The sequence below is a fragment of the Kibdelosporangium philippinense genome, assembly GCF_021390435.2.
Lineage (GTDB): Bacteria > Actinomycetota > Actinomycetes > Mycobacteriales > Pseudonocardiaceae > Kibdelosporangium > Kibdelosporangium philippinense.
This window is the reverse complement of sequence record NZ_JAJVCN010000002.1, coordinates 2662976-2687082: the sequence shown is the minus strand read 5'-3', so window position 1 is coordinate 2687082 and position 24107 is coordinate 2662976. Positions and strand designations below refer to the sequence as shown.

The following is a 24107-nucleotide window of genomic DNA, read 5'->3' as shown; positions in this document are numbered from 1 at the left end:
GGATGGCCGCAGGCCACACCCACCAGCGTTGACGGTCTGTACCCGCAGATCGAGGCTTGCTTCCGCGAAGTGGTGCCGGTTCGACTCGCCTATCACCAACCTGCACCACTTGAGCGCTCCGTCATGCGCAGGTCAGAGCCATGATTGTCGCGGTGCAGGTTCGAGTCCTGCCGGGGGCACACTTTTCAACCCAGCCTTGAGCGACGGTCCACCCTGTCCCTGGTGTGACCGCTCCGCACTTGGTTACCCATCTCGCCGAGCGTCCAAACGCAAGAATTATTAGGCCGATCGGGTGAAGTCGAGGCCATCCATGCTAACGGCGGATCGAAGACGTGAACGAAAATCGCATTGGCCAGCTCCAGGTCGCTACCGACGGCTTTCTACGCGCCTGCCTGGTTGAGCGCGTCGGGCTAGGCTGAGCTGGGTGGAGATCTTCGACGACCTCGAGGCCGAATACGACCGGTTGGACGGCATCTTCGCCACGCTCACTGCGGACCAGTGGATGCAGCCGTCGGCCGCGGATGGGTGGAGCAACGTCGACGTGCTGCTTCACCTCGCACAAAGCGAAGAAATCGTCACGGCCACAGTCAATGGGACCGCGACGCGCGATCGCGGGGCCATGAGCGTGGACGAAGCGATGGATCTCTGGGTGCGTGCTGATCGTGCTGGACCTGAGGTGGTCTATCCGCGCTGGCAGGCGGCTCGACGGAGCTCGGTTCAGGTTCTGCGATCCGCTGATCCGGCCAAGGCGTCGGCGTGGGTGTCCGCTCCGCTGCGGCCCGCGACGATGGCGACGACACGACTCGCCGAGCATTGGGCGCATGCTTTGGACATCACTGGTCCGCTGAACATTCCGTATCCGGATACCGATCGGCTCAGGCATATCGCACGGTTGGGGCATCGCACATTGCCTTATGCGTTTCAGTTCGCGGGCCACGAATTCGTGCCCATCAGGGCAGAGTTGAGCGGGCCGGATGGGACGAGTTGGCGGTTCGGTCCGGATGACGCCGAAAGCGTGATCAACGGTCCGGTCGGCGCGTTCTGCCGGGTAGGGGCACAGCGGTTGCGGCCGGAGGACTCCGGTTTGACGACCTCTGGGCCGCATGCCGCGCTCGCCTTGCGGTTGCTGCGCAACTACGCCGCCTGAATGCTATTTTGATCGTGAAACGCAAGCACTTCCTGGAGGAAGCCATGGCTGCCCGGAGCCTGTCACCGGGCGCTGCACCCGCCCGGTGAACCGAGTCATCACAACACTCGAGATCACCAGGAGTTTTTACGTGTCCACTTGGTACACGACATTCTTCACCCACCTTCCTAACGAGTTCTGGCGCAGGCTGGCGCCACCCTCCACCGCGGACATCGACTTCGTCGAACGGCACTTGCGGCTGACACCGGGCGCACGCGTTCTTGACGTGCCTTGCGGCAGTGGCAGGCATTCGATCACCTTGGCGGAGCGCGGATACCGTGTGACAGGCGTGGACTCGTCCGCGGAAGCGATCGAGCATGCCCGGGTCACAAGCAGTGCGGTCGAGTGGATCGAGGCCGACATGCGCGACATCCCTCGCGATGGCCGGTTCGATGTCGCGATCTGTATGGGCAACAGCTTCGGATACATGGACCACGACGGCAGCGAGCATTTCCTCGAAGCGCTCGGGGCCGCCGTGCGTCCTGGTGGCGGCATTGTTCTGGATATCGGGGTGACGGCGGAATCCGTGCTTCCTGGGTTCGGGGACGACCGTGAACCGATGGTCGCAGGCGACATCACCGCGTACGCAACGTCCAGCTACGACGTGGCAACCAGCCAGTTGATCACTGATTACCGGTTCGTACAGGGCGATCGGGAACATCGGGGCACGGCCGTGTACCAGGTGTTCACGGTCGCGCACCTCAGCCGGATGCTGTCAACGGCCGGGTTCGGGCGTATCGAACTCTATTCCGGACCGGATGACGTGCCGTTCCACCTCGGCAGTCCACGGTTGATGCTGACCGCGATCCGAATCTAGGAGTGGCCGGGGGCGATGGCGACGCGCGATCGCCCCAGGCAGGCTGGAACCTGTCGCCAAAGCTATTGCTGTGAAAGCCGATCCGTGACACACCCGGAGATTCGGCCCGGAAGGTTCAGCTCGGTGGGGTGAAAGGATTGTCTGGCACGGAAGGCGAGTCCGTGGCGGGCTGCGGCTGAGATGGCGAGTCGGCGGCTGGCTGGGCCTGCTGCTGTTGGTCGATGGCAGGCTGCCGTTGCCACGGCGAATCCGTAGCCGACTGGGATGAGGCCCCTGGCTGGGAATCCGTGGCTGGCTCGTACTGGAACCGTGGCTGCTGCTGGAATTGCTGCTGCTGCGGATCTTGCGGCCGGTGGTTCTGTTGGTAGTGCCTGGCTTGCTCACGCGTGCGGCGCTCAGCCAAGATCGCCGACAGGTATGCGTACACCGGCACGTTCGGCGGCACTGGGCTGCCCAGGTACGCGCTGACCTCCGCCGCAAGCCTGCTTCCGAGGTTGTGGGCGGCTTCCGGGGCCAGTTCGTGCAGCCTGCCGAGGTATTGCCGGATTGCCAGCGCCAAATCGTTCGGCAGGCCCGTTACGTTCTGTGTCGACGCCCAGTTGGCCAGGGGCGGTGGCATGTAGACCGGGGCTACGTTCTGCTCCGGGATGCGTTCTCTGATCACCAATGTGCCTGCGAGCATGTCGCCGACTCGCTGGCTGTTTCGGGAACTCAGGGACACGATCACCGCGACCGCTCCGAGCAGCCCCACTCCCCAGAAGTCCACGAAGAATCCGGCTAGGCCGCGCACCAACGCGTGCCGGAAGCGGATCGGGCCACCGTCCACCCTGACCACGCGCAGGCCTGCTGCCGCTTTGCCGACGGTCTTGCCGCGGGTCAGTGTTTCCGCTGTCACCGGGTATCCGACCAGGACCGCGACCAGTCCTACCAGGGTGACCGTTCCTTGCAGTGCGTTGTCGAATCCGACGAGGCCCGCGGCGCTCAGGATCATGGCGAGGAACAGCAGCGCAGCGGCTTGGATCAGCACGTCGAGCGCGATGGCCAGACCACGGCTGGCCAGCTTCGCCACTCGCACCTCGAGCAGCACGGCCTCGCCACTGACTAGATCTGACATCTGGTGCCCACCCCCTGGTCAATACGGAATAGTAAGGGGTGTGGACATCGATTTGTTCGTCGCGGCACACCGTGCCGACTGGGATCGGCTGGCTGAGCTCGTCCGGCGCGGCAGTTCCGTCCGCGGGGCCGAGGCCGATGAGCTGGTTCGGTTGTACCAGCGCACCGCGACGCACCTGTCGATCGTCCGGACCGAAATGCCAGATCCCGGGCTGATCGGCCACCTTTCCACCCTCGTCGCGCGGGCGCGCTCAGCGATCACTGGGACGCACAGCCCTGCTTGGCGTGAGGTCGCTCAGTTTTTCACCCGGCGCTTTCCTGCCGCTCTTTATCTGGGTTGGCGCTGGTGGGTTCCGACCGGACTGGTGTTCACCGGGGTTTCCGCGTTGATCGCGTTGTGGATCGCGGGCAATCCGGATGTGCAGGCCAGTATTGCCGCGCCGGAGCAGATACGGGACCTGACCCAGCCGGGCGGCGATTTCGAGACGTACTACTCCAGCAATCCCGCCGCGTCTTTCGCCGCGCGAGTGTGGACCAACAACGCCTGGGTGGCCGCGGCGTGCCTGATGCTCGGTGTCCTGCTCGGCCTTCCTGTGATCTACGCGCTGTGGCAGAACGCGGTGAATGTCGGCGTGAGCGGCGGGTTGATGATGTCCGTCGGTCGCGGTGACATCTTCCTTGGCCTGATCACGCCACACGGCCTGCTCGAACTGACTGCGGTGTTCGTGGCTGCGGGTATCGGGTTGAAGCTCGGTTGGACGGTCATCGACCCGCGTGGCCGGACGCGTCCGCAAGCGCTCGCGGAAGAGGGACGGCCTGTGGTTGTCGTTGTACTGGGGTTGGCGTGCGTGCTGGCCGTGTCGGGCGTCATCGAGGCGTTCGTGACTCCGTCGGGGCTGCCGACGTGGGCACGGATCGGCATCGGCGTGGTCGCTGAACTGCTGTCCCTGGCGTACGTGTTCACGCTCGGCCGTCGCGCCGCGCAGGCTGGCGAGACGGGCGATGTCGACGCGAAGTACGCAGGCGACAAGCTCCCAACGGCCGCTTAGAGGGCATCTGATCTTAGTTAGGCAAGAATGTCTGCTTTGGGTGGATCGTTTCGCCAGGTTTGGGTGGATTCCCCGGTCAGGGTGCGGCTCATTATGTTAGTCATCGCCCAGTGGACCATCGTGCGCGACCGCTGGGGCAGGGCTTCGTAGTCGCGCGCGAGTCGGCGGTGTTGCATCAGCCAGCCCAGACTGCGCTCCACTACCCACCGCCGGGGCAACACGTGGAATCCCTTGGCAGAAGGGCGTTTGACGACCTCAACCCGGATACCCCGCTGGGCTCCATGACGGATGACTGTGTTGTTGTAGCCACCGTCCACCCATGCCGCCGACACGGTCGGATGCGCAGCGGCGAGATGATCGAGAACCTGTTGCCCGCCAGCGGAATCCTGCACCGACGCCGCGGTCACGATTACCGCCAGCAGCAGGCCGAGCACATCGGTGGCGATGTGCCGTTTGCGGCCCTTGATCTTCTTGCCCGCGTCGATACCCTGACTGGATTCGCTGACATTGCAGGAGGTTTTCACGCTCTGCGAGTCGATGATCGCCGCCGTCGGGGCAGCAGCGCGGCCTTTCGCGACGCGGACTTGGTCACGCAACAGGTCATGCAGCGTTTCCGTTGTGCCATCGGCTTCCCACTTGGCGTAGTAGTCATAAACCGTCTTGCAGGGCGGGAAGTCGTGCGGCAGATACTCCCAGGCGATCCCGGTCCGGCACACGTACAGGATCGCGTTCACGATCTCCCGCAAGTCATGCACGCGCATCACGGTTCCCGGCCCACGCCGGGCAGCACGCCACGCCGTCAGCGTTGGCTCGATCAACGCCCAGCGAGCATCGGACAAGTCGCTGCGGTACGCACGCCGGGACCCCACAAGTTGATCAAGGTATCAGCCGTCACCCGACACAGACATATCGCCCCAACCAAGATCAGATGCCCTCTTAGCCTGAATCCACTGATGAGTGGGTGTTCGGGGCGGCGTGTTACAAGTGAAAGTGCCTTCTGACCTGTGATAATACGAGTTACTGAGGCTCGATTATCACCCGGGGATGGAAGGCACTTTCAGTGAAATTATCGCACAGGTGGTCGCGGGCGGCGGTGCGGTTCGATGAGGAGAATCTCGTGTCCTGCGCCGGGATCGTGCCGGTGATGGCGCTGGCCGAGCGGGCGGGCATGTCGGAACTGGTAGCGCAGAAGGTAGAGATCACGAACGCTCCGATCCCGTCGACTGGGGCCAGCCCGGCAGGCAAGGTCGCCTCGATCGTCGCGGGGATGCTCGCGGGCGCGGACTGTATCGATGACCTGGACGTGATCCGCCACGGCGGGATGAAACGTCTGTTCACCGGGGTGTACGCGCCCTCGACGCTGGGATCGTTTCTGCGCTCGTTCACCCACGGCCATGCGCTGCAACTGGCCGCGGTGCTGCGCGCGATGCTGGTGTCGCTGGCGGCGAAGACCCCGGTGCTGGCCGGGGCGGATCAGATGACCTTTGTGGACATCGACTCGCTGCTGCGCCGCGTGTACGGCACCCAGAAACGAGGTGCGCGGTTCGGGCCGGCCAAAGTCGGTGGCTACCAATTGTTGCTGCGAGGGCTCTCGCCGCTGGTGGTCACGATCTCCACCCGGCTGGCCGCACCCCTCGTCGCCGCGATCCGTCTGCGGGCAGGCAACGCCGGTTCCGCGCGGGGCGCGGCGAGGTTACTGACCCAAGCCCTGAACACTGCGAAAGCCGCCGGGGCACGCGCGGGACGGATCCTGGTCCGCGGCGATTCCGCCTACTACGCCGGCACAGTGGTCAGTGCCGCACGCCGCGCCGGGGCGATGTTCTCGATCACCGTGGCGACCAACCCGTCAATCCAGGCCGCCATCACGGCGATCGCCGAGGACGCGTGGGTCGCGGTGCGCTACCCGGGTTCGGTGGAAGATCCCGATACCGGCGAGCTGATCTCTGACGCCGAGGTCGCCGAGACCGGCTATACCGCCTTCGCCGGAACCCGCCACGTCATCACCGCCCGGCTGGTGGTACGCCGGGTGAAGGACAAGAACTCCGAGAACGCCCTGTTCCCGATCTGGCGTTACCACGCGTTCTTCACCAACACCGAACTATCCACAGTAGACGCTGATCTCGCCCACCGGCAGCACGCGATCGTCGAAACGACCTTCGCCGACCTCATCGACGGCCCGCTGGCGCATCTGCCATCGGGGCAGTTCGACGCCAACGCCGCGTGGGTCGTCTGCACCGCCCTCGCCCACAACCTGCTGCGCGCCGCAGGCAGCCTCACCAGCACCTTCCACGCCAAAGCCCGCGGCGCGACACTGCGCAAACACCTCGTCTGCGTCCCAGCCCGCCTTGCCCGCCCTCAAGGCCGCCCGGTCCTGCACCTACCCGAGCACTGGCCCTGGGCCGAGGCTTTCACCACCCTGCACACCGCCGCCAGCCCACCCGCCGCCTGACCTTTTCTTCACCACCCGCCCGCCAGGGCCCGACCGGAGACCTCCCGTGGACACGCTGGACAAGCCAGCCGTTTCACCATGCCCACCACCAAAACCCAAGATCCACACATGACCAGAACACCCCGGAAGATCAACACAAGGTCTATCGGTGGATTCAGGCTTAGAGCCTGCCTGCGGCCTTCAGCGCCAAATAAGCGTCCGCGAGGGCAGGTGCCAGCTCGTCCGGTGTGGCGTCGACGACCTCCACACCGCGCCGCCGCAACAGACCCGCGACGTGCTCACGCTCTTGCGTCGCGCGCGCTGCTGCTGCCGCGTCGAACACGGCTTCCGCGTCACCGCGCGCGTGGGACATCTCGCTGATGCGTGGGTCCGCGACGGACGCGATAAGCACCAAATGCCGTGACGTCAAGGTGTGCAGGATCGGCAACAGCCCTTGTGCCAGCGGATCTGGCTCCAGGCCGGTCAACAACACGACCAGCGAACGGCGTCGGCTGCGGCGCAACACCTCCGCGGCGATTCCAGACGCGTCCGACTCCACCAACGTGGGCTGCAGCGACGCCATACCGTTTACCAAGGCAGGCAACAGTTCCACAGCACTCGACCCCTGCACGCTCGCGCGCACCTGCCTGTCGTAGGCGATGAAGTCGACGCGGTCACCGGCTCGCGAGGCCAATGCAGCCAACAACAACGCGGCGTCCATCGACGCGTCGAGCCGAGGGATGTCGCCGACGCGTCCCGCGGACGTCCGGCCGGTGTCCAGCACGACCATCAGGTGCCGGTCGCGTTCCGGGCGCCAGGTCCGGATCATCACGTCCGTCGAGCGAGCCGTTGCGCGCCAGTCGATCGAGCGCACGTCGTCACCGGCCACATAGGTCCGCAGCGAGTCGAACTCCGTGCCTTGGCCACGAGCGAGAGTGCGCAGCCTGCCATCGAGGTCACGCAATCGGTCCAACCTGGACGGCAAGTGCTTGCGGCTGGTGAACGGCGGCAAGGCCCGTACTGTCCACGGAACGCGGTGCGATCCCTGACGTGCCGCCAAACCGAGCGGACCGAACGCTCGAACCGTTATCCGGTCGGCCATCCTGTCGCCACGACGAGTCGGCACCAGAGTCGTGGTCACGGTCTGCTGGCCACCGCCGCGAATGTCCAGAGCGTGCCGGTCCGACGCGCCCGCGCTGGGCGGCCACGCGTCGCGCAGCACACCGCGAACCCTGGCACCGCCGGGATTCATCACGGTCAACGTCACCGAAGCCGGTTCGCCCAGGCGCGCTGACCGCGTGCCGCCGCGCGTGAATGTCAACGCACTGATCGATGCCGCCAAAGCGAGATCGACCAGGATGGCAGCCACGATCACGCCCGTGACCGCGATGATCCCGATGTACGACGGCACCGCGACACCAACGATGATGGCGCCCAACAGGGCAAGCAGCCCTGCGCGCCCGCTGATCGCCACGGGCCCGTCAGCGGGGAACCGGAACGGCCGCGAGCACGCCGTCCAGCACCCCGTCGGTGGTCGCACCCTCGAGCTCGGCCTCCGGCCGCAGTTCGAGGCGGTGCCGCAAAGTCGGGCGCGCCAACGCTTTCACGTCATCCGGCGTCACATATTCCCGGCCGGACAACCAGGCCCATGCCCGAGACGCGGCGAGCAAAGCGGTCGCGCCACGCGGCGACACACCGAGCCGCACGGCAGGCGAACTACGAGTCGCCCTGCAAATGTCCACAATGTATCCGAGGACCTGCTCGTGCACGGTCAGCGCCTGAACCTGGGCACGGCCGTCGTCGAGGTCCGCTTTGCTTGCCACCGGCTGGATCCCGGCGGCGGCGAGGTTACGCGGGTCGAATCCGGACGCGTGCCGCGACAGGATGCCGACCTCGTCCTCACGCGAGGGTGTCGGCATGGTCAGCTTCAGCAGGAACCGGTCCAACTGGGCCTCTGGCAACGGGTACGTGCCTTCGTACTCGACCGGGTTCTGCGTGGCGATCACGATGAACGGGTCGGGCAACGGCCTTGGCGTGCCGTCGATCGAGACCTGCCGCTCCTCCATCGCCTCGAGCAGCGCCGACTGGGTCTTCGGCGGCGTGCGGTTGATCTCGTCGGCGATCAGCAGGCTGGTGAACACCGGGCCTTCGCGGAAGACGAAGTCGGCCTTGTGCGGGTCGTAGACGATCGACCCGGTCACGTCACCGGGCATCAGGTCCGGCGTGAACTGCACGCGCGTGTTCTTCAGGTCCAGCGCGGTCGCCAAAGCCCGTACCAGCAACGTTTTCGCCACCCCCGGCACGCCTTCGAGCAGTACATGGCCGCGGCACAGCAACGCGATGATCAGGCCGGTGACCGCGGCGTCGTTGCCGACCACCGCCTTGCCGACCTCGGAGCGCAGGGCGATCAGCGCCTCGCGTGAGTTTCCCATCAGTGTGAACCTACCTCATTGGCCAAGGCGTCCAGGTCGTCCGCGATCTGAACGAGCGCTTCTTCCGTCGTTGGTGGTGGTCCGAAAAGGACGGCGTGCACCTCGACACCGGGTCGTCCGGTCCGGGCGGCGACGCCTTCGCTGATCGCCGCGGGGGAGGCGTCGGAAGACAGCCCCAGCATCGGGATCAGTTTGCTGATCGTGGCGCGCCGCAACGCGTCCGCGGCGTGATCGGTGGCTTTGGCCCGCCGGTAGAGCCTCGCGCGTCCCTCGGTCGTTTCCGCCGCGCGCACGACAACGGGCAGTGGTTCGGTGACGATCGGGCCGAGCCTGCGTGCCCGCCATGCCATGAAAAGCAGGACAGCGATGCCGACTTGGCCGAGCGCGAACCACCACGCGCTGGGGATCAGGCTGTACAAGCTCTGGTCGCCTTCGTTGTCACCGCCACCGACCGCGCGGTCATTCAGGTTTGGCATGTACCAAACGAGTTGGCGGTGCTCGCCCAGCACTCGCAACGCCAGGGCCGCGTTGCCTTCTTCGTCGAGGGTGTCGTTCACGATCGGCGAGGCGTCGCCAAGCAACGTGACGTTGCCGTCACGCACCACAGTGCCGTCGTAGCAACTGGTTCGTGCCTCGTAGGTCACGCCTCCGATGTAGACGGCACCAGCAGCATCGAAACTGCAACCCGGCTGCCGGTTCTCCGGTTCGACGAGTCCTGACCGCCCTGTTCCCGGCGCCAACCCGTCCACCGCGCCGCCCGTCGGCGCGATGGCGACCGTCGATCCGGATTCCTCGCTCAACACGCTCAACTGCTCAGCGCTCAGCCAGTTCGGATTGGTGATAAGCAAAGTCGTATCGCCGTTGACCGCTCCGGCGGCGTCGTCTATCGAATTCGCGCGAATGATCTGAACGCCTTGCTGCTCAAGCAGCCTGGCGACGGCGCGGCTGCCCTGCGGCGACGCCGACTCGGGATCGAGCGCGTCTTCCTCACCACCGCTGCTCACCAAGGCGATCACGATCGCGGCGGCGAGCACGATCAAGCCGATCAGCACGGGACCGCGGCCAGCGCTCCAGATTCGCCTGGCGTCGGGGGAAATCGATGTCGTCATCGGCTGGCGCCGTCCAGAGCCAAGTCGAGGTCGACCAACCGCCGGTATTCGTCCACTGTGGTCTCCCGGCCGCCGTACCAAACGTCATCGAACAGCCTTGCGCCCGCACGTAAAGCGTTGGCGTAGTCCGGAATTCTGGCTCCTGCGGCGCGCGCGACCTCGTCGACCGTCCGGCCGGAGCGTTCATCGAGAACACCCCGTTCCTCCAAGCCTCGCGCGATCGCACGGAACCGCTCCCGCACAGCCTCAGGCAGATTCCCTTGTGCCTCAGCAGCATCGGCCGCCCGCCGGTGATCGGCCGCCGTCAGCTTGCGTCCGGCGAATACGGCGGTACTCGCCGCTGCGCGCGCGAACTTCCCAACTTTCAGCCGGATGGCCACGATCACCGCGATGACAATGACCACCAGCGCGATCACGCCGAAGATCCCACCCGGGATCGCGCTCGCGACACCGTCGAGCAATCGCATGAACCGCTCGATCAGCCAGCGAAGGGCCTTCATGAACATCGAAGGCTCGGCTTGCTGGTACGCCGGGTCGGACAGCTCCCTCACGGCCGCGTCGCGCGCGGCGTCGCGGCCGATGTCGACCGGGATGTCGTTGCTGTTCACCAGGCCGTCGGTGGTTGCTGTGGCTGCATCGGGACACCGGCCTGACGAGCCAGTTCGATGTCCATGCCCTCGCGGCGCATCCGGCGGTCGATGTAGATCAGCGTGGTCACGCCTGCGGTGAACGGCAGCGTGATGGTTTCCGCGATGACCGCGCCGAGCGCCGACAACAGGAGGACCTGATTCAGGCCCCCCAGGTCGATGTCATTGGTGAAAGTGCCGGAGACCAGGCCGAACGGTAGTTCCACGATCTGGCTGAGCAGCGCAACCATGATCGCGGCGAGGATCAGAATGCCGAACGTACGCCACCACGCCCCGTTGATCAGGGCACGTGACCGGTCGAAGCTCCTGCCGACAGTGGCGCCTTCGAGGACCAGCGCGGTGCTGGCCAGACTGAACAGCACGTACAGCCAGACGCCAGGGAGAATGAGGAATATCGAACCGACGACGACGATCAGCATGTACAGCAGGCTCAATCCCAGCAGCGCGCCGAACCGGGGCTTGATGTGCTGCCACGCCTCACCGAACGTGATCGGCTGGCCGAGCACCGCCTTGCCCATCACCACGGTCAGCATTCCGGTGAGGAACGTGCCGACCATGACCGAGACGACGCTCGCGGGGAGGCCAATCAGCAGCGCGACCTGCATCTGTGCGACGAAGACATCGAAGTCGGTCGCCGACAGCGGCAGGTCGGGGCTGAGCAGGTCGGTCTGGTTGATCATGAGGAGGACGACGCCGACACTCAGCAGGTTGGACACGGCTGACGCCAGGGCTGAGACTCCGAGCATGAGCTTGGGGTAGGACCGGATCGCGGTGATCGCGCCGTCCAGGATCTCGCCGAGGCCCAGTGGCCGCAGGGGGATCACGCCCGGCTTGGGTGATGGCGGCTGTGGTGGCGGGAAGTACTGCTGCCCGGGGTAGGGCTGGCCAGGGTAGGGCTGGCCCGGGTACGGCTGCTGGCTCGGGTATTGCTGCGGGTACCAACTCGGATACTGCTGCGGGGTGGACTGGCCAGGATAGGGCTGTTGCCCAGCGTAGGGCTGCTGGCCGGGGTCTGGCTGGGCATGGTGGTAGCCGGGGTCCGGCTGCGCATGCGGGGAGCCTGGGTCCGGCTGCGCGTGTGGCTCACCGGAGCCCAACTGGGGGTCTTGGGGCCGAGATTCTTGCGACTGCTCGTTTGAAGCCTGCTGGCCCATGTCTGGCTGCGCGTCTTGCGGCTGACCGCCCGCATCGGGCTGGGCGTGCTGCTGGGTCGGGTCCGGGTGTTGATCTTGGGGCTGCCCGGGAGCAGGATCCTGTGGTCTGTCTGGCTGACCGTCCGGAGACGGCCGTCCGTCTGATTCCGTCACTCGAACCCCCTGCTCCCGCCCGTTGTGTCGGGTTCACTCTAGGGGCACTCGCTACACGTTAAATACATGCGGGTACCAGACACGTCAGCTGCCGCGAACACTGAGGGTTCGGCGGGCGGCCCAGGCGAGTAGAGCCAGCTCCAGCGCCGAGAACAGGACCACAGCGGTCTGGCTCGGCAGCCACACCAGCGCTATGCCGATCGCCAGCACGGGCAGCACCAGTCCGGCATACGCCCCAAGGAACAGAGCGGCGAGCACCTCACCACGGACCGAAGGCTCAGCCAACGCCGCTCCAGCCGCCACCGACGACCGGAAAGCCATCCCCACGCCTGTCCCGCCGACCACAGCCCCCAGGAAAAACAGCCACAACGCGTCGGAAAGCACCGCCACAGGTACGAACACCAACCCGACAGCCATCAACCCGAAGCCGAGCTGCAACTGCGGCCGCATCGGCAGACGGTGGAACACGACCTGAGCCGCGGCCGCCGATCCCAGCAAGGCGAACGTTGCCAATCCCCCAAGCAGCTTCGAGGGCTGGTGGAACGCCAACGTCAGCAGTGTTGGTCCAAGCGCCGTGAACAAAGCCATCATCGCGAACGAGGCGAACGCACCGGTCGTTGCGCCGAAAAACGTCGTCAGCGACTCACGTGGCAACGACACCCGCTGCGGCCGATAAGCCGGACGTTCTCCCGCAACCGACACGGTTTCCGGGACGAGGCTGATCGCGAGCGCACTCAGCAGCAACAGGCCAAGGAAGATCAGGTACGGAGTGGTCAGCGGCGAGTCCACGAACTGCAACAGCACTCCGCTGATCACCGGGCCGATCGCCAGCCCGCCCGTGTTGACCACAGTGGACACCAGGGTTGTGTCGGACGAGCCGGGGCGGGCGATGAGCCGCAGTTCTGACAGGTGCGCAGTGGCCGCGGCGACGATCACGCCGACTCCGGCGCCGCCGATCAGCCTGGCGAGGATCAGCCCGGGAACGTCCGGCCAGGCGACGAAGATGAACGCCGACAGGGCTTCGACGAGTGTCGCCCCGAGGATCATCCGGCGGCGGCCGTACCAGTCGCTGAGGTGGCCGATCAGGTACAGGCTGGCCACGACACCGACCGCGTACGCGGCGAAAATGACCGTGATCACCCTGGTTGGGAAGTCGTCGCGCTGCTGGTAGATGCCGTACAGCGGGGTTGGGATCGTTGAAGTACGCCAGCGCGAGCGTGAACGCGGTGACGATCACCCAGTAGCCCCCGTTGTGGCTGAGGCGCCAGGTGGGAGCGGCGGTCAGACTCATAACTCAACCGTGCGCGCGCAGACTCATCAAGTCCAACGAAGAATCTTGGTCATATTGTCCAATAGAATCGATAAATATGGAGACACGGCAGCTTGAAGTCTTCGTCGCGGTCGCCGAGGAGTTGAGTTTCACGCGCGCCGCGAAACGGCTCTACGCCGTCCAGTCCACTGTGTCCGCGGCGATCAAGGCACTGGAGGCGGAGCTCGGGACGACGTTGTTCGACCGGTCGACAAGGCGGGTCACGTTGTCCGAGGCAGGCAGCGCGTTCCTGCCCGAGGCGAAGGCCGCCCTTGAGGCCGTCGACCGGGCGATCGCCACAGCGCAGGAGGCGTCCGCTGGGCTGCGCGGCAGCATCCGGATCGGCACCATGACGAACCTTACGGTGATCGATCTACCCGGCCTGCTTGGCGCGTTTCGCCAGCGCTATCCCCTGGTCGACATTCATGTCACGGTCTCGACGACCGGGTCGAGTGGAATGGCCGAGGATGTCCGGTCCGGCAGGCTTGACCTAGCACTCGTCGGGCTGCCGGAGTCCGATCTGGTCGGGCTGGACGCAAGACCCCTGGCGAGTTGGCCGTACGTGGTGTTGCTGCCTTCTAGCCACCCGCTCGCCAAGCGAAAAGCGGTTTCACTGAACGACCTGGCGAAGGACACGTTCGTGGATACGTCTGCCGGGTTCGGGAACAGGGTGGTGATCGACCGCGCGTACGTCGCGCTGGGCATGCCGCGACGGGTTGGGGCCGAGGTCGCGGATCTGAGCGCGGTTCCGGCGTATGTGCAGGCTGGGTTGGGTGTGGCCGTTGTGCCCAACCTGGGATTCGAGGTCGGGCCGGGTGCTGTGCGGATTCGGCTCGCGGATGGGATGACGTGGCCGATGACCATCGTGACACTGGCTGGCAAGCCGCCGAGCCGGGCGTTGCGAACCCTGCTCGGGCTGCTCGATCGATTGATATCGTTTGCAGACAGCTAACACCTGTTGACCCAACCTGGGCCGCTAGGTAGCGTGCAATCGTTAGCAGGGGAGACGGGAATGGGTATGACAGAGACGTTCCAGCTGACGGTGAACGGGACCGAGGTCGAAGTGACCTGCGACCGCGACACGCCACTGCTCTACGTCCTGCGCAACCACCTCGACCTGAAGGGCACCCGGTTCGGGTGCGGCCTGGGTCTCTGCGGGGCGTGCAACGTGATCATCGATGGCCACACGGTGTACTCGTGTGACACTCCACTGTGGTCGGTCGCGGGCAAGGCAATCCGTACGGTCGAAGGCCTGACGGACAACCCGGTGCAGCGGATGTTCGTCGAAGAGCAGGCGGCGCAATGCGGGTACTGCGTGTCCGGGATCGTGATGAGCGCGACCGCGTTGCTAGAACAGAATCCGAAACCTGACGAGCACGAGGTACGTACGGCGCTAGACAACAACCTGTGCCGTTGCGGGGCGCACAATCGAATGGTCCGCGCGGTGCTGCGCGCACGCGAGGCGACGTCATGATCCCGCCCGCACTCGCCGCCGCGCCAAGGCTTTCCGGGTGGATCACTGTGCACCCGGACGGTACGGTGTCCGTACGGTCCGGGAAAGTCGAACTGGGGCAAGGAATTCTCACCGCGCTCGGCCAGATCGTCGCCGAGGAGCTGGACGTGGACTTCGCGCGGATCACGATGATCCCGCTGACCGCGCCCCTCACCCCCGAGGACACATTGACCGCGGGCAGCCGATCCCTTGAAGAGTCGGGAGTCGCGCTCCGCCAGGCCGCCGCCGAGGTCCGCGCCCTCTTCGTGCGAGCCGCCGGGCTCGGGCCGGACGCCACGGTACGAGACGGCGTCATCGGCTCTACGACCTATTGGGATCTAGCCGAATCCGTCGACCTGGATGTCGACGCGACCGGTGAACCCACGCCAAAACCCGTGACACAGCACAGCGTTGTCGGTTCGAACGCGCCACGATTGGACCTTCCGGACAAGGTCTACGGCCAACCTCGATTCATCCACGACATGTCGTTGCCCGGCATGCTTTACGGACGCGTGGTGCGCCCGCCCTCCCCCGGCGCGGCCCTGCGTTCGCTCGACACGACGGCAGCCAAAGAACTCGCCGGAGTGGTCGAAGTCGTCCGCGATGGCAGCTTCCTCGGAGTTGTCGCGACACACGAGGAAACCGCGATCTCCGGCGCCGAACTGCTGCGCAAGCACGCCATCTGGCACGAAACCGCATCCCTGCCGCCAGTCGAGGACCACCTGGCATCAACGGACTACGAAACCCAGACCATCGAAGCGGAATCCCCGGACTTCACCACGACCGTGTCCGCCCGATACACCAGGCCGTTCCTGGCGCACGCGTCGATCGGCCCGGCATGCGGTATCGCGCAATGGAACGACTCGCTGCTGGAAGTCTGGAGCCACACGCAAAGCGCGTACAACCTCCGCAAAGCCATCACACTGGCGTTGCCGCTGAACCCGGACCAAGTCACCGTGCATCACGCCGAAGGCGCCGGATGCTACGGCCACAACGGCGCCGACGACGCCGCCTTCGACGCGGTTCTGTTGGCACGCGCGGTACCTGGGCACCCCGTCCAGGTCGTCTGGTCGCGCGCTGACGAACTGTCCTGGGCGCCCTTCGGCCCAGCGATGGCCGTGCAGTTGTCCGCGCGCGTCGAGGACGGCACCATCACCGGTTGGCGCCACGAGACGTACGGCAACGGTCACGCGTCCCGTCCGGGCACATCGCCGATCACTCCGGGTCTTCTCGCGGCGGCGCATATGGCTGATGCGAAACCATTGGTCCCGTCGAACGATCCACCGACTGCACGCGGCGGTGGCGCGCAACGCAATGCGATCCCGCTGTACACGTTCCCTCAGCGCGAAATCATCAAGAACCGGTTGCTGGAGATGCCGCTGCGCACGTCCGCGATGCGCGCGCTCGGGGCCTACCTGAATGTCTTCGCCATCGAGTCCTTTATGGATGAACTAGCCGGCGACGTTGACCCGGTCGAGTTCCGGTTGCGATACCTGTCCGACGACCGTGCCAGGGCTGTGATCCTGGCTGCGGCCGACCGTGCAGGCTGGTGGGACCGGTCACCAAAGCCCGATTATGGCTACGGTTTCGGCTTCGCCCGCTACAGCAACCATGGCGCGTATTGCGCGGTTGTCGCAGAAGTCCGTGCCGAGAACGAACTCCGGGTGACGCGCCTGACCCTGGCCGTGGACGCTGGCCTGATCGTCAATCCTGACGGCCTGCGCAACCAGATCGAAGGCGGCGCGATCCAGAGCACGAGCTGGACGTTGAAGGAACAGGTCCGCTTCGACCAGACGCACGTCACGAGCTCCGACTGGGAAAGCTATCCGATCCTGAGGTTCTCCGAAGTCCCCGCGGTGGACGTGGTTCTGCTCAACCGTCCGGACTTGCCGAGCTGTGGCGCGGGCGAAACCGCGCAGGGCCCGACCGCCGCCGCGATCGGCAATGCCCTGTATGACGCGCTGGGCATCCGAGTCCGCGACCTCCCGCTGAACGCCGAGAACATCGTGGCCGCGATGCCGGAATGAACACTGTCTTCCCAGCTCAGCCCTCGTGAGTGGTTAGCAGGGTTCTAACTCGGTTAACCACTCACGACCCTTTAGGTGCGACTGAGCCTCGGCGGATCAGCTCGACGGGCAGGATCACGCGCTTGGCGGGCGTTGTCGGGTTCGCGATCCGTTCGAGCAGCAGCCTGGCCGCTTCCAGACCCATTTCGTAGTGCGGGATCCGGATGGTCGTGAGCCCTGGCCGTTGCTTGTCCGCGAACGGCATGTCGTTGAAGCCGACCACGGACACGTCGTCAGGGCACGACAAGCCGTGCTCGTCCAAAGCGGAATAACAGCCAAGGGCGATCAGGTCGTTGCCCGCGATGACCGCGGTGACGTCCCGCTGCAACTCCACTGCGGCGCGATATCCGGCCTCTTCGGTGAACGCCGTTGAGAACACCACACGCCCGGGGTCGACCTCCAAACCGTGTGATGCCATGGCATCGACGAACGCCCGGTAGCGCTCCCAGCCTGTGGACAGCTCCTGCGGCCCGGCGACGTGACCGATGCGGGTGTGCCCCAGCGAAGCAAGCAACTGCACGGCCGAATAGACGCCCGCGTTGTTGTCGTTGGTCACTGAAGGGATGTCACTGGAGTCGGTTCGACGGTTCACCAGCACAGTGGGGACGTGGTCGGCGGGCGTTGGGTCGTTGCGGCGGCCGGTGGCGAGGATGAAGCCGTCGGTCTGTCTGCCGCGCATGGCCAGCAGGAGCTCGCGTTCGCGTTCTTCGTCGCCATCCGTATTGCCCATCAGGGCCATATAGCCCGCTTCGCGCAGCCCGTCCTCGATTCCTCGGACGATCGGAGGAAAGACCGGGTTGCGCAGGTCCGGGATGATCACGCCGGCCACCGAGGATGTCTTGGTGCGCAGCGATCTCGCCGCCGAGTTCGGCGCGTAGCCGAGGGATTTCGCGGCTTCGAGCACCCGGTTGGCTGTCCGCGTGCTGACTTTGCCCCTGGTCTGGGGATTCAGCGCACGGCTGGCTGTCGCCGCGTGCACCTTGGCCAGGCTGGCGACATCCTTGATCGTTGGCGGCTTTTCCACGGCGGTCACCCTAGCGGTAACAGCCGGGTTACCTACCGCTATCGGGCCATAATCACCACTTCACAGCAATGTATTTGGACTCCGTGTATTCGAGCAGGCCCTCGTGACCACCCTCCCGGCCCAGCCCGCTCTGCTTCACGCCACCGAACGGCGCCGCGGGTTCCGACACAAGGCCACGGTTGAGCCCGACCATTCCGGACTCCAGCGCCTCAGAGACCCGCAGCCCACGGGCAAGATCCGCGGTGTACACATAGGACACCAGGCCGTGCTCGGTCGCATTGGCCAGCCTGACCGCCTCGTCCTCGGAGCTGAACGTCACGATCGGCGCGACCGGCCCGAAGATCTCCTCAGCCAGCACGGGAGCCGTGGACGGCACGTCGGCGAGCACAGTTGCCGGATAGTAGAACCCAGGTCCATCCGGGCGGGCGCCGCCGACCAACGTCCGCGCGCCAAGCGAAACCGTCTCGGACACCAGGCTGTCCACTTTGTCCACTGCCTCGGCGTTCACCAACGGCCCGAGTTGGACACCGTCAGCCGTGCCCGGCCCCATCGCCAGCTCGCCCATGGCTGAAGCCAGCCGCGCGGCGAACTTGGGCGCGATGCCTGCCTGCACGTAGAACCGGTTGGCCGCGGTGCACGCCTGTCCGCCGTTGCGCATCTTGGCGATCATCGCGCCTTCGATGGCCGCGTCCAGGTCGGCGTCGTCGAAAACCAGGAATGGCGCGTTTCCGCCAAGTTCCATCGAGCACGACAGCACGCTCTCGGCCGCGGTCGCCAGCAGCCTGCGACCAACCTCGGTCGAGCCGGTGAAGGACAGCTTGCGTACCCGCGGATCCGCCAGCATCGCCGAAACGACTGGGCCCGACCGACGAGACGGGACGATGTTGACCAGTCCCGGTGGCGCACCGGCTTCTTCAAGCAGGGCACCGATCGCCAGCGCGGTCAGCGGCGTCTCGCTGGCAGGCTTGAGGATCACCGAGCAGCCAGCGGCCAGCGCGGGCCCGATCTTGCGGGTCGCCATCGCGGCCGGGAAGTTCCATGGCGTCACGAGCACACTCACGCCGATCGGCTGACGCAGCACCATGATCTGGTTCTGCCCGCCGGGCGCGGTCTGCACGGTGCCTTCGACCCGCACGGCTTCCTCGGCGTACCAGCGGAAGAACTCGGCCGCGTACTTCACTTCGCCCACCGCGTCGGGCAAAGCTTTGCCGTTCTCCAGGACAATCAAGCGTGCCAAGGAATCCGCACGTTCCTGCATCAGGTTGAACACAGTCATCAACAGGTCGGAGCGCTCACGGGGCGCGGTCGCGGCCCATGAAGGCAACGCGGCAGCGGCCGCGTCGACCGCGGCCAGCCCGTCCTGCACGGTTGCGCTGGCCACGGCCGCGATCTCGTCGCCGGTCGCCGGGTCGAGCACCGGGATCCGCGCGCCATCCGAGGCGGGCAGCCACTTCCCGCCGATGAACAACTCGGTCTTCATGCGAACAGCCTTCGTTAGTACGGGTTGGCGATGAACAGGTCCTGTGCCGGGAACTTCGTCAGCACCTCGGCGCCGCGGTCGGTCACCACGACCTCTTCCTCGATCCGGGCGGCGGAGAACCCGTCGGACGCGGGGCAGTACGTCTCCAGCGCGAACACCATGCCCGCCTGGATCTCGACGGGATTGTCCAGACTGTTGAGCCGGGAGATGATCGGCCGTTCGTGCAGGCCCAGCCCGAGGCCGTGACCGAACTGCAGGCCGAACGCGGCCATCTCGTCGGCGAACCCGAAGTCGGTCGCGGCAGGCCACGACAACGCGATCTCGTCCGTCCCGACACCGGGTTTGACCAGCTGGATGGCCACGTCCATCCACTCGCGGGCCCTGCGGTACGCGTCGCGCTGCGAATCGGTCGCGCTGCCGACGCTGAAGGTCCGGTAGTAGCAGGTCCGGTAGCCGTTGTAGGACTGGATGATGTCGAAGAAAGCCTGGTCACCTGGCCGGATCAGCCGGTCGGAGAAGTTGTGCGGGTGCGGGTTGCACCGCTCCCCCGACACCGCGTTGATCGCCTCGACCTGGTCGGAGCCCATCTCGTAGAGCCGCTTGTTGGCCAGCGCGACGATCTCGTTCTCCCGCACGCCGGGCTTCAGCGCCTCGACGATGTCCTGGTACACGCCGTCGACCATGGCAGCGGCCTGCGAGAGCAGGGTGATCTCGTCCACCGACTTGATCTGCCGCGCGTCCAGCATCAACTGCTGCGCGTCGACCACTTTCAGGCCTTGGCGCTGCATCTCGAACAGGAACGGCGGCTCGACGATGTCCACGCCAACCGGCGCGTCCGCGACGCCTGCCTGCGTGAGGATGTCCTTGATCTCGGCGATGGCCGATTCCATCAGCCCGGCGCTCGGGGCGATCGCGCCACGCAGGCCGAGCATCCCGGCCCGGCAGTTGTCCTGCTCCAGCCACGGCGAATACAGCTTGTGGTGCCGCGCGGCCGAGCCGAAGTCCCACAGGATCGGCTCGCCGCCTCGGGTCAGCAGCGCGTAGCGGGTCATCTTGTCGCCGAGCGCGCCGCCGATCCACGTTTGCGTGGTGTAGCGGATGTTGTAGAAGTCGAACAGCAGGAAGGCACCGCACTCACTGGATTCGAGCGCCGCCTTGGCCCTTTCGACGCGATACGCGCGCAACCGGTCGAAGTCGACGCGCTGCTCGTAGTCGACGGCGCCGTGTCCCGGCGCCGGGATGGGCCGGTTATCAGCCATCTTTCGCCTCCAGACCGTCGGTCACGTCGGCGTCCTCCGGCTCCAGTTTCATTCCGGCCCTGCGGGCCTGTTCCTGGATCAGGACCGAGAAGTCCTCGTCCCGGTAGCCCGCGCCGATCGCGGCCGACACGATCTGCGCGGCGGCCGAGGCGACCGGCATTGGCGCTTCGAGCGTCCGCGCGGCCTGCAGGCCGAGGTCGAAGTCCTTACGCAGCAACGGCATCGTGAACGTCGGGGTGAAGTCCAGGTTGACAAGAGCCGGGGTCTTGTAATGGCTGAACGCCGAGCCCATCACCGACTGGTTGAGGAACTCGAGGAACGCGGCCCTGCTCACGCCGCCCTTCTCGGCCAGCACGGTGATCTCGGCCATCGACTGGATCACCACACCGAGGAACACGTTGTGGGCGATCTTGACCAGACGGGCGACCTCGTCCTCGCCGACGTACGTCACCGCTTTGCCCAGCGCCGCGAGCACCGGCTCGACCTGGTCGAACACCGGGCGCGGGCCGGACACCGCCAACGTCACCCGGCCCGCGTCGACAACCTTGGGGTTGCCGCTGACCGGCGCCGCGAGCAGTTCGGTGCCGCGCTTGAGCGCCACGACCCGCACGCTCGCCGAGGCTTCCTCGGAGACCGTCGACGAGTCGATCAGCACCTTGGGCGCGACGTCCGGGTTGGTCAGCACGCCGTCCTTGCCCGCGGTGACGTCTTCAAGGTCGGCCGAGGCGGCCACCATGGTGAAGACCACATCACGGTCGGCGAGGTCGATCGGGCGCTCGGCGATGGTCGCGCCGAGTTCGACGAGCGCCTCCGCCTTCGCCCGCGTCCGGTTGTAGACCGCCACGTCGTAACCGGCCAGCAGCAAGCGTTTGGCCAGGGCCGCACCCATCCGGCCACAGCCGATCCAGCCGATCCGGGGACGGTCCGCGGGAATGGCCGCCATCGTTACCTCGCTCCCAGTGATTGCAATCGTTCGCATTCACGATGCCTCTCGATTCTGCCGTCGTCAAGGACTTGACTCCGGGCAGTGATGTGCGAACGATTGCGTTCGTGCGCACGGTGCGAGTGGGAACCTTCAGTCCCTCGGTGTTGGTCGAGGTCGCCGCCGAGACGGGCGCGCTGAGACACGCCGAACTCGACGTGCTGGAGATCCCCGCCACATCGTCGCCCGCCCAGTTTGCCGCACTGATGGACGGCGAGCTGGATGCCGTGCTGACCAATCCGGACAACGTCGTAGCGTACCGCTGTCTGCCGAACAACCCACTGAGCCGAACCGCGGACGTGCGAATACTCGCCGCGATCGACGGCGGACTAGGGCTGTCGCTGTTCGGCCAAGCCGGTTGCGCCGGGCCGAAGCAGCTGCGCGGCGGCGTGCTGAGCGTCGACGCGCCGACGACCGGGTTCGCGTTCATCGCCTACGACCTGCTCGACCGGCTCGGCCTGCGCAAGGGCGACGACTACACCATCGAGGCCATGGGTTCGACGCCCCGGCGTACCGAAGCGTTGCTCGGGGCGCGATGCCACATGACGATCCTCAACGCGGGCAATGACCTGCGGGCCGAAGCCGAGGGTGCTGTGCGGCTGAGCAGCGTGACGGGCATTGGGCCGTACGTCGGAACCGTGCTCGCGGCACGCGGGGAGACGATCGAGCGCGACGGCGACATGCTCGCCCGGCTGATCGAAACACTCCTGCAGACAGCCACCGACCTCGTCGCAGGCAAGCACGCCGATCTGGCCTTGGCCGCCACGGAACGCCGATGCGGTCTGGATCGTGCGACCGCCGAGCGCTACCTCAAGACACTGACCGACCCTGCCGAAGGCCTGATCCCGGACGGCTGGATGTCACCGGACGCGCTGAGCACGGTGATCGACCTACGCAACCGCTATCAGCCAGGGGCCACCAAGCTCACGCTCAAGAGCGTGCTCGGTTCCGGGATCGTGGACGACGGACTGCTGCCCGCGTCATGACCGCTTCGCGACCGCCCTGCGCTGATGCTCGGCCACGTCCATGAACGCGGCCTTGAACTGCGCGAACGCGTCCCGGCCGAGCCTGCGGGCGTGCCGGTCCTGCAACCCGGCCATGATCTTGTCCGCGGCCTTCATCTGCTCAAGGCCACGCTCGGTCGGGCAGACGAGCTTCGCGCGCCGGTCGGCCGGATCGGGGTGCCGCTCGACGTAACCAAGCCGTTCCAGCTCGTCGACGAGCGTGCCGATCACCTGCTTGTGCTGACCGGACAACCTGGCGAGGTCGGTCGCGCGGACACCGTCGGGATCCATGTAGGCCATCACGGCGCCATGGCGCGGCTGCAGGTCGTCGAACCCCTTGGCGGCAAGCGCACTGAACAGTTCGTTCTGCACCGCGAACAACAACCGCCCGGCCAGCACCCCGAGATCGGGATTCGCCTTGACTCGCTGTGCCCGGGTCGTCATGTGTTCCGCCTTTGTGCCGTACCGGCCAGTAACCGGTCAGTGTAGTTCGCGCGTCCGCAGCTTGTGTTCGACCCCGTCGAGTAACAACCGCAAGCCATACTCGAAGACTTTGTCCAAGTCATAATCGAAGTCGACCTTGATCGTCGCCGCCATCGTCGGGTACCTGCCGGTCGCCAGCAATCGATCAAGCGCGGCCTCCTCGGTCGCCATCCATTCCTCATGCGTCACCCCAGTGTCCTGCCGCGCCTGCAGTTCGTCCTGCAATGTCAACGCGAGTCCGCGAACATGGCCGAAAATACTCAGATGCGTGTACCAGTTCTCGGTCAACGGCAGGCCTAACCGGCCAAGCGCGGTCATTGTCCATTCGGTATACATCATCACGTTCGGCGACACGCGCGGCCTCGTCATCGACATCGCCGACGCCACCCAAGGATGACGGCGGCAGACTGTCCACATCAGACGCGCCGCGATCTCGACACACTCTCGCCAGGCCCGCGGCATCCGATCGGGGAACGGCTGCTCGGCGAACGCGGCGTCGGCCATGTCGACGATCAGGTCTTCCTTACTGGTCACGTGCCGGTACAACGACATCGTGGCCACGCCGAGATCGGTGGCGATCCGGCGCATCGAGACCATGCCGAGGCCTTCGGCGTCCGCGATCGCCATGGCCGCCCTGACCACTCTCTCCTTGCCGAGATCGGGCTCTTTGGGGTACTTGCGAGTTGGCTGCGTGACCGGCCTGACTACCGTGCCAGCGCCTGGTTTCGTGTCGACGACACCGTCGTCTTTCAGTGCCGCGATCACTTTGGTCGCCGTGGCCATCGCGACGCCCCACTCCTGCGTGATCTGCCGCGTCGACGGGATCCGATCACCGGGCCGGAGTTCCCCGCTGGCGATGCGCGCCTTGATCTCCGCCGCGATCCGGCGATAGGGCGCTTCAGCCGTCACAAACCCTCCAG

At 66.0% G+C, this 24107-nt stretch carries 22 protein-coding genes; 8 read left to right on the top strand and 14 right to left on the bottom strand.

The features are described 5' to 3' along the window. Positions 1-424 precede the first annotated feature (424 nt). Both LWC34_RS31305 and LWC34_RS31300 read left to right on the top strand, forming a co-directional pair. On the top strand, positions 425-1147 hold the full coding sequence (locus LWC34_RS31305; RefSeq protein WP_233728662.1) for a maleylpyruvate isomerase family mycothiol-dependent enzyme: 723 nt from the start codon (positions 425-427) through the stop codon (positions 1145-1147). A gap of 130 nt (positions 1148-1277) precedes the next feature. After that, positions 1278-2003 (top strand): SAM-dependent methyltransferase, encoded by a 726-nt coding sequence (locus tag LWC34_RS31300; RefSeq protein ID WP_233728661.1) that lies wholly within the window; start codon positions 1278-1280, stop codon positions 2001-2003. Positions 2004-2118: 115 nt separating this feature from the next. Here LWC34_RS31300 and LWC34_RS31295 read toward each other — a convergent pair whose 3' ends face one another. Next, a complete protein-coding gene (locus LWC34_RS31295) occupies positions 2119-3117 on the bottom strand; it encodes an RDD family protein (RefSeq protein ID WP_233728659.1) in 999 nt (332 codons plus the stop codon). A gap of 40 nt (positions 3118-3157) precedes the next feature. Here LWC34_RS31295 and LWC34_RS31290 point away from each other — a divergent pair, with 40 nt between their 5' ends. Continuing rightward, the gene (locus LWC34_RS31290) at positions 3158-4165 is read left to right on the top strand and encodes a stage II sporulation protein M (protein ID WP_233728658.1); all 1008 of its coding nucleotides are present in this window, start codon (positions 3158-3160) and stop codon (positions 4163-4165) included. A 17-nt stretch (positions 4166-4182) separates the two neighbouring features. On the opposite strand, the gene LWC34_RS31285 is transcribed toward LWC34_RS31290, so the two are convergent. Then, on the bottom strand, positions 4183-5034 hold the full coding sequence (locus LWC34_RS31285; RefSeq protein ID WP_233722595.1) for an IS5 family transposase: 852 nt from the start codon (positions 5032-5034) through the stop codon (positions 4183-4185). A 191-nt stretch (positions 5035-5225) separates the two neighbouring features. Between LWC34_RS31285 and LWC34_RS31280 the strand changes: the two genes are divergently transcribed. Continuing rightward, positions 5226-6614, top strand: a complete 1389-nt coding sequence (locus tag LWC34_RS31280) for an IS1380 family transposase (RefSeq protein ID WP_233722400.1) — start codon at positions 5226-5228, stop codon at positions 6612-6614. 160 nt (positions 6615-6774) lie between these two features. On the opposite strand, the gene LWC34_RS31275 is transcribed toward LWC34_RS31280, so the two are convergent. The 6 genes from LWC34_RS31275 to LWC34_RS31250 all read right to left on the bottom strand — a co-directional run bounded on the left by LWC34_RS31275 (position 6775) and on the right by LWC34_RS31250 (position 13228). Beyond that, entirely contained in the window at positions 6775-8067 is a 1293-nt protein-coding gene (locus LWC34_RS31275) for a DUF58 domain-containing protein (protein ID WP_233728657.1), read from the bottom strand. A gap of 7 nt (positions 8068-8074) precedes the next feature. Then, entirely contained in the window at positions 8075-9025 is a 951-nt protein-coding gene (locus LWC34_RS31270; protein WP_233728656.1) for an AAA family ATPase, read from the bottom strand. Beyond that, the gene (locus LWC34_RS31265) at positions 9025-10134 is read right to left on the bottom strand and encodes a DUF4350 domain-containing protein (RefSeq protein ID WP_233728655.1); all 1110 of its coding nucleotides are present in this window, start codon (positions 10132-10134) and stop codon (positions 9025-9027) included. Before LWC34_RS31265 ends, LWC34_RS31270 begins: the two co-directional genes overlap by 1 nt. Next, positions 10131-10742, bottom strand: coding sequence for a DUF4129 domain-containing protein (locus LWC34_RS31260; protein ID WP_233728653.1), 612 nt, complete (start codon positions 10740-10742; stop codon positions 10131-10133). The genes LWC34_RS31265 and LWC34_RS31260 overlap by 4 nt, the downstream gene beginning before the upstream one ends. After that, the gene (locus LWC34_RS31255) at positions 10739-11878 is read right to left on the bottom strand and encodes a DUF3824 domain-containing protein (RefSeq protein WP_233728652.1); all 1140 of its coding nucleotides are present in this window, start codon (positions 11876-11878) and stop codon (positions 10739-10741) included. The genes LWC34_RS31260 and LWC34_RS31255 overlap by 4 nt, the downstream gene beginning before the upstream one ends. A 294-nt stretch (positions 11879-12172) precedes the next feature. Next, complete coding sequence (locus LWC34_RS31250) at positions 12173-13228, bottom strand: MFS transporter (RefSeq protein ID WP_233728650.1); 1056 nt, start codon at positions 13226-13228, stop codon at positions 12173-12175. A gap of 227 nt (positions 13229-13455) precedes the next feature. On the opposite strand from LWC34_RS31250, the gene LWC34_RS31245 reads away from it, so the two are divergent. The 3 genes from LWC34_RS31245 to LWC34_RS31235 are packed head-to-tail and all read left to right on the top strand — an operon-like array spanning position 13456 to position 16916. After that, positions 13456-14349, top strand: a complete 894-nt coding sequence (locus LWC34_RS31245; protein ID WP_233728649.1) for a LysR family transcriptional regulator — start codon at positions 13456-13458, stop codon at positions 14347-14349. A gap of 60 nt (positions 14350-14409) precedes the next feature. After that, positions 14410-14871, top strand: a complete 462-nt coding sequence (locus tag LWC34_RS31240) for a (2Fe-2S)-binding protein (protein ID WP_233728648.1) — start codon at positions 14410-14412, stop codon at positions 14869-14871. Next, positions 14868-16916: a xanthine dehydrogenase family protein molybdopterin-binding subunit gene (locus LWC34_RS31235; RefSeq protein WP_233728647.1), complete on the top strand. Its 2049-nt coding sequence runs from the start codon at positions 14868-14870 to the stop codon at positions 16914-16916. Before LWC34_RS31240 ends, LWC34_RS31235 begins: the two co-directional genes overlap by 4 nt. 61 nt (positions 16917-16977) lie before the next feature. Here the strand turns inward: LWC34_RS31235 and LWC34_RS31230 are convergent, their stop codons facing one another. Genes LWC34_RS31230 through LWC34_RS31215 form a run of 4 tightly spaced genes read right to left on the bottom strand, consistent with a single transcriptional unit; the run spans position 16978 to position 21661 of the window. Further along, the gene (locus tag LWC34_RS31230; RefSeq protein WP_233728646.1) at positions 16978-17979 is read right to left on the bottom strand and encodes a LacI family DNA-binding transcriptional regulator; all 1002 of its coding nucleotides are present in this window, start codon (positions 17977-17979) and stop codon (positions 16978-16980) included. A 52-nt stretch (positions 17980-18031) separates the two neighbouring features. Further along, on the bottom strand, positions 18032-19459 hold the full coding sequence (locus LWC34_RS31225; RefSeq protein WP_233728645.1) for an NAD-dependent succinate-semialdehyde dehydrogenase: 1428 nt from the start codon (positions 19457-19459) through the stop codon (positions 18032-18034). Between the two features lie 14 nt (positions 19460-19473). Then, entirely contained in the window at positions 19474-20718 is a 1245-nt protein-coding gene (locus LWC34_RS31220) for a M24 family metallopeptidase (RefSeq protein WP_233728643.1), read from the bottom strand. Beyond that, complete coding sequence (locus LWC34_RS31215) at positions 20711-21661, bottom strand: NAD(P)-dependent oxidoreductase (protein WP_233728637.1); 951 nt, start codon at positions 21659-21661, stop codon at positions 20711-20713. The genes LWC34_RS31220 and LWC34_RS31215 overlap by 8 nt, the downstream gene beginning before the upstream one ends. Positions 21662-21768: 107 nt before the next feature. Here LWC34_RS31215 and LWC34_RS31210 point away from each other — a divergent pair, with 107 nt between their 5' ends. Continuing rightward, complete coding sequence (locus LWC34_RS31210) at positions 21769-22686, top strand: ABC transporter substrate-binding protein (RefSeq protein ID WP_233728636.1); 918 nt, start codon at positions 21769-21771, stop codon at positions 22684-22686. Here the strand turns inward: LWC34_RS31210 and LWC34_RS31205 are convergent. Together LWC34_RS31205 and LWC34_RS58220 are read right to left on the bottom strand one after the other, a co-directional pair. Continuing rightward, complete coding sequence (locus LWC34_RS31205; RefSeq protein WP_233728635.1) at positions 22681-23148, bottom strand: MarR family winged helix-turn-helix transcriptional regulator; 468 nt, start codon at positions 23146-23148, stop codon at positions 22681-22683. The genes LWC34_RS31210 and LWC34_RS31205 overlap by 6 nt on opposite strands. 36 nt (positions 23149-23184) lie before the next feature. Beyond that, positions 23185-24096 carry a TetR/AcrR family transcriptional regulator C-terminal domain-containing protein gene (locus LWC34_RS58220; RefSeq protein ID WP_233728634.1) on the bottom strand — a complete coding sequence of 304 codons (912 nt, stop codon included), beginning with the start codon at positions 24094-24096 and terminating at the stop codon, positions 23185-23187. Between the last annotated feature and the right edge of the window lie 11 nt (positions 24097-24107).

Excerpts from the sequence above, each read along its gene's own strand:
- LWC34_RS31205 (WP_233728635.1), bottom strand. The coding sequence starts at position 23,148 with ATGACGACCCGGGCACAGCGAGTCAAGGCGAATCCCGATCTCGGGGTG.
- LWC34_RS31245 (WP_233728649.1), top strand. The coding sequence starts at position 13,456 with ATGGAGACACGGCAGCTTGAAGTCTTCGTCGCGGTCGCCGAGGAGTTG.
- LWC34_RS31240 (WP_233728648.1), top strand. The coding sequence starts at position 14,410 with ATGGGTATGACAGAGACGTTCCAGCTGACGGTGAACGGGACCGAGGTC.
- LWC34_RS31265 (WP_233728655.1), bottom strand. The coding sequence starts at position 10,134 with ATGACGACATCGATTTCCCCCGACGCCAGGCGAATCTGGAGCGCTGGC.
- LWC34_RS31295 (WP_233728659.1), bottom strand. The coding sequence starts at position 3,117 with ATGTCAGATCTAGTCAGTGGCGAGGCCGTGCTGCTCGAGGTGCGAGTG.
- LWC34_RS31235 (WP_233728647.1), top strand. The coding sequence starts at position 14,868 with ATGATCCCGCCCGCACTCGCCGCCGCGCCAAGGCTTTCCGGGTGGATC.
- LWC34_RS31220 (WP_233728643.1), bottom strand. The coding sequence starts at position 20,718 with ATGGCTGATAACCGGCCCATCCCGGCGCCGGGACACGGCGCCGTCGAC.
- LWC34_RS31225 (WP_233728645.1), bottom strand. The coding sequence starts at position 19,459 with ATGAAGACCGAGTTGTTCATCGGCGGGAAGTGGCTGCCCGCCTCGGAT.
- LWC34_RS31270 (WP_233728656.1), bottom strand. The coding sequence starts at position 9,025 with ATGGGAAACTCACGCGAGGCGCTGATCGCCCTGCGCTCCGAGGTCGGC.
- LWC34_RS31215 (WP_233728637.1), bottom strand. The coding sequence starts at position 21,661 with ATGGCGGCCATTCCCGCGGACCGTCCCCGGATCGGCTGGATCGGCTGT.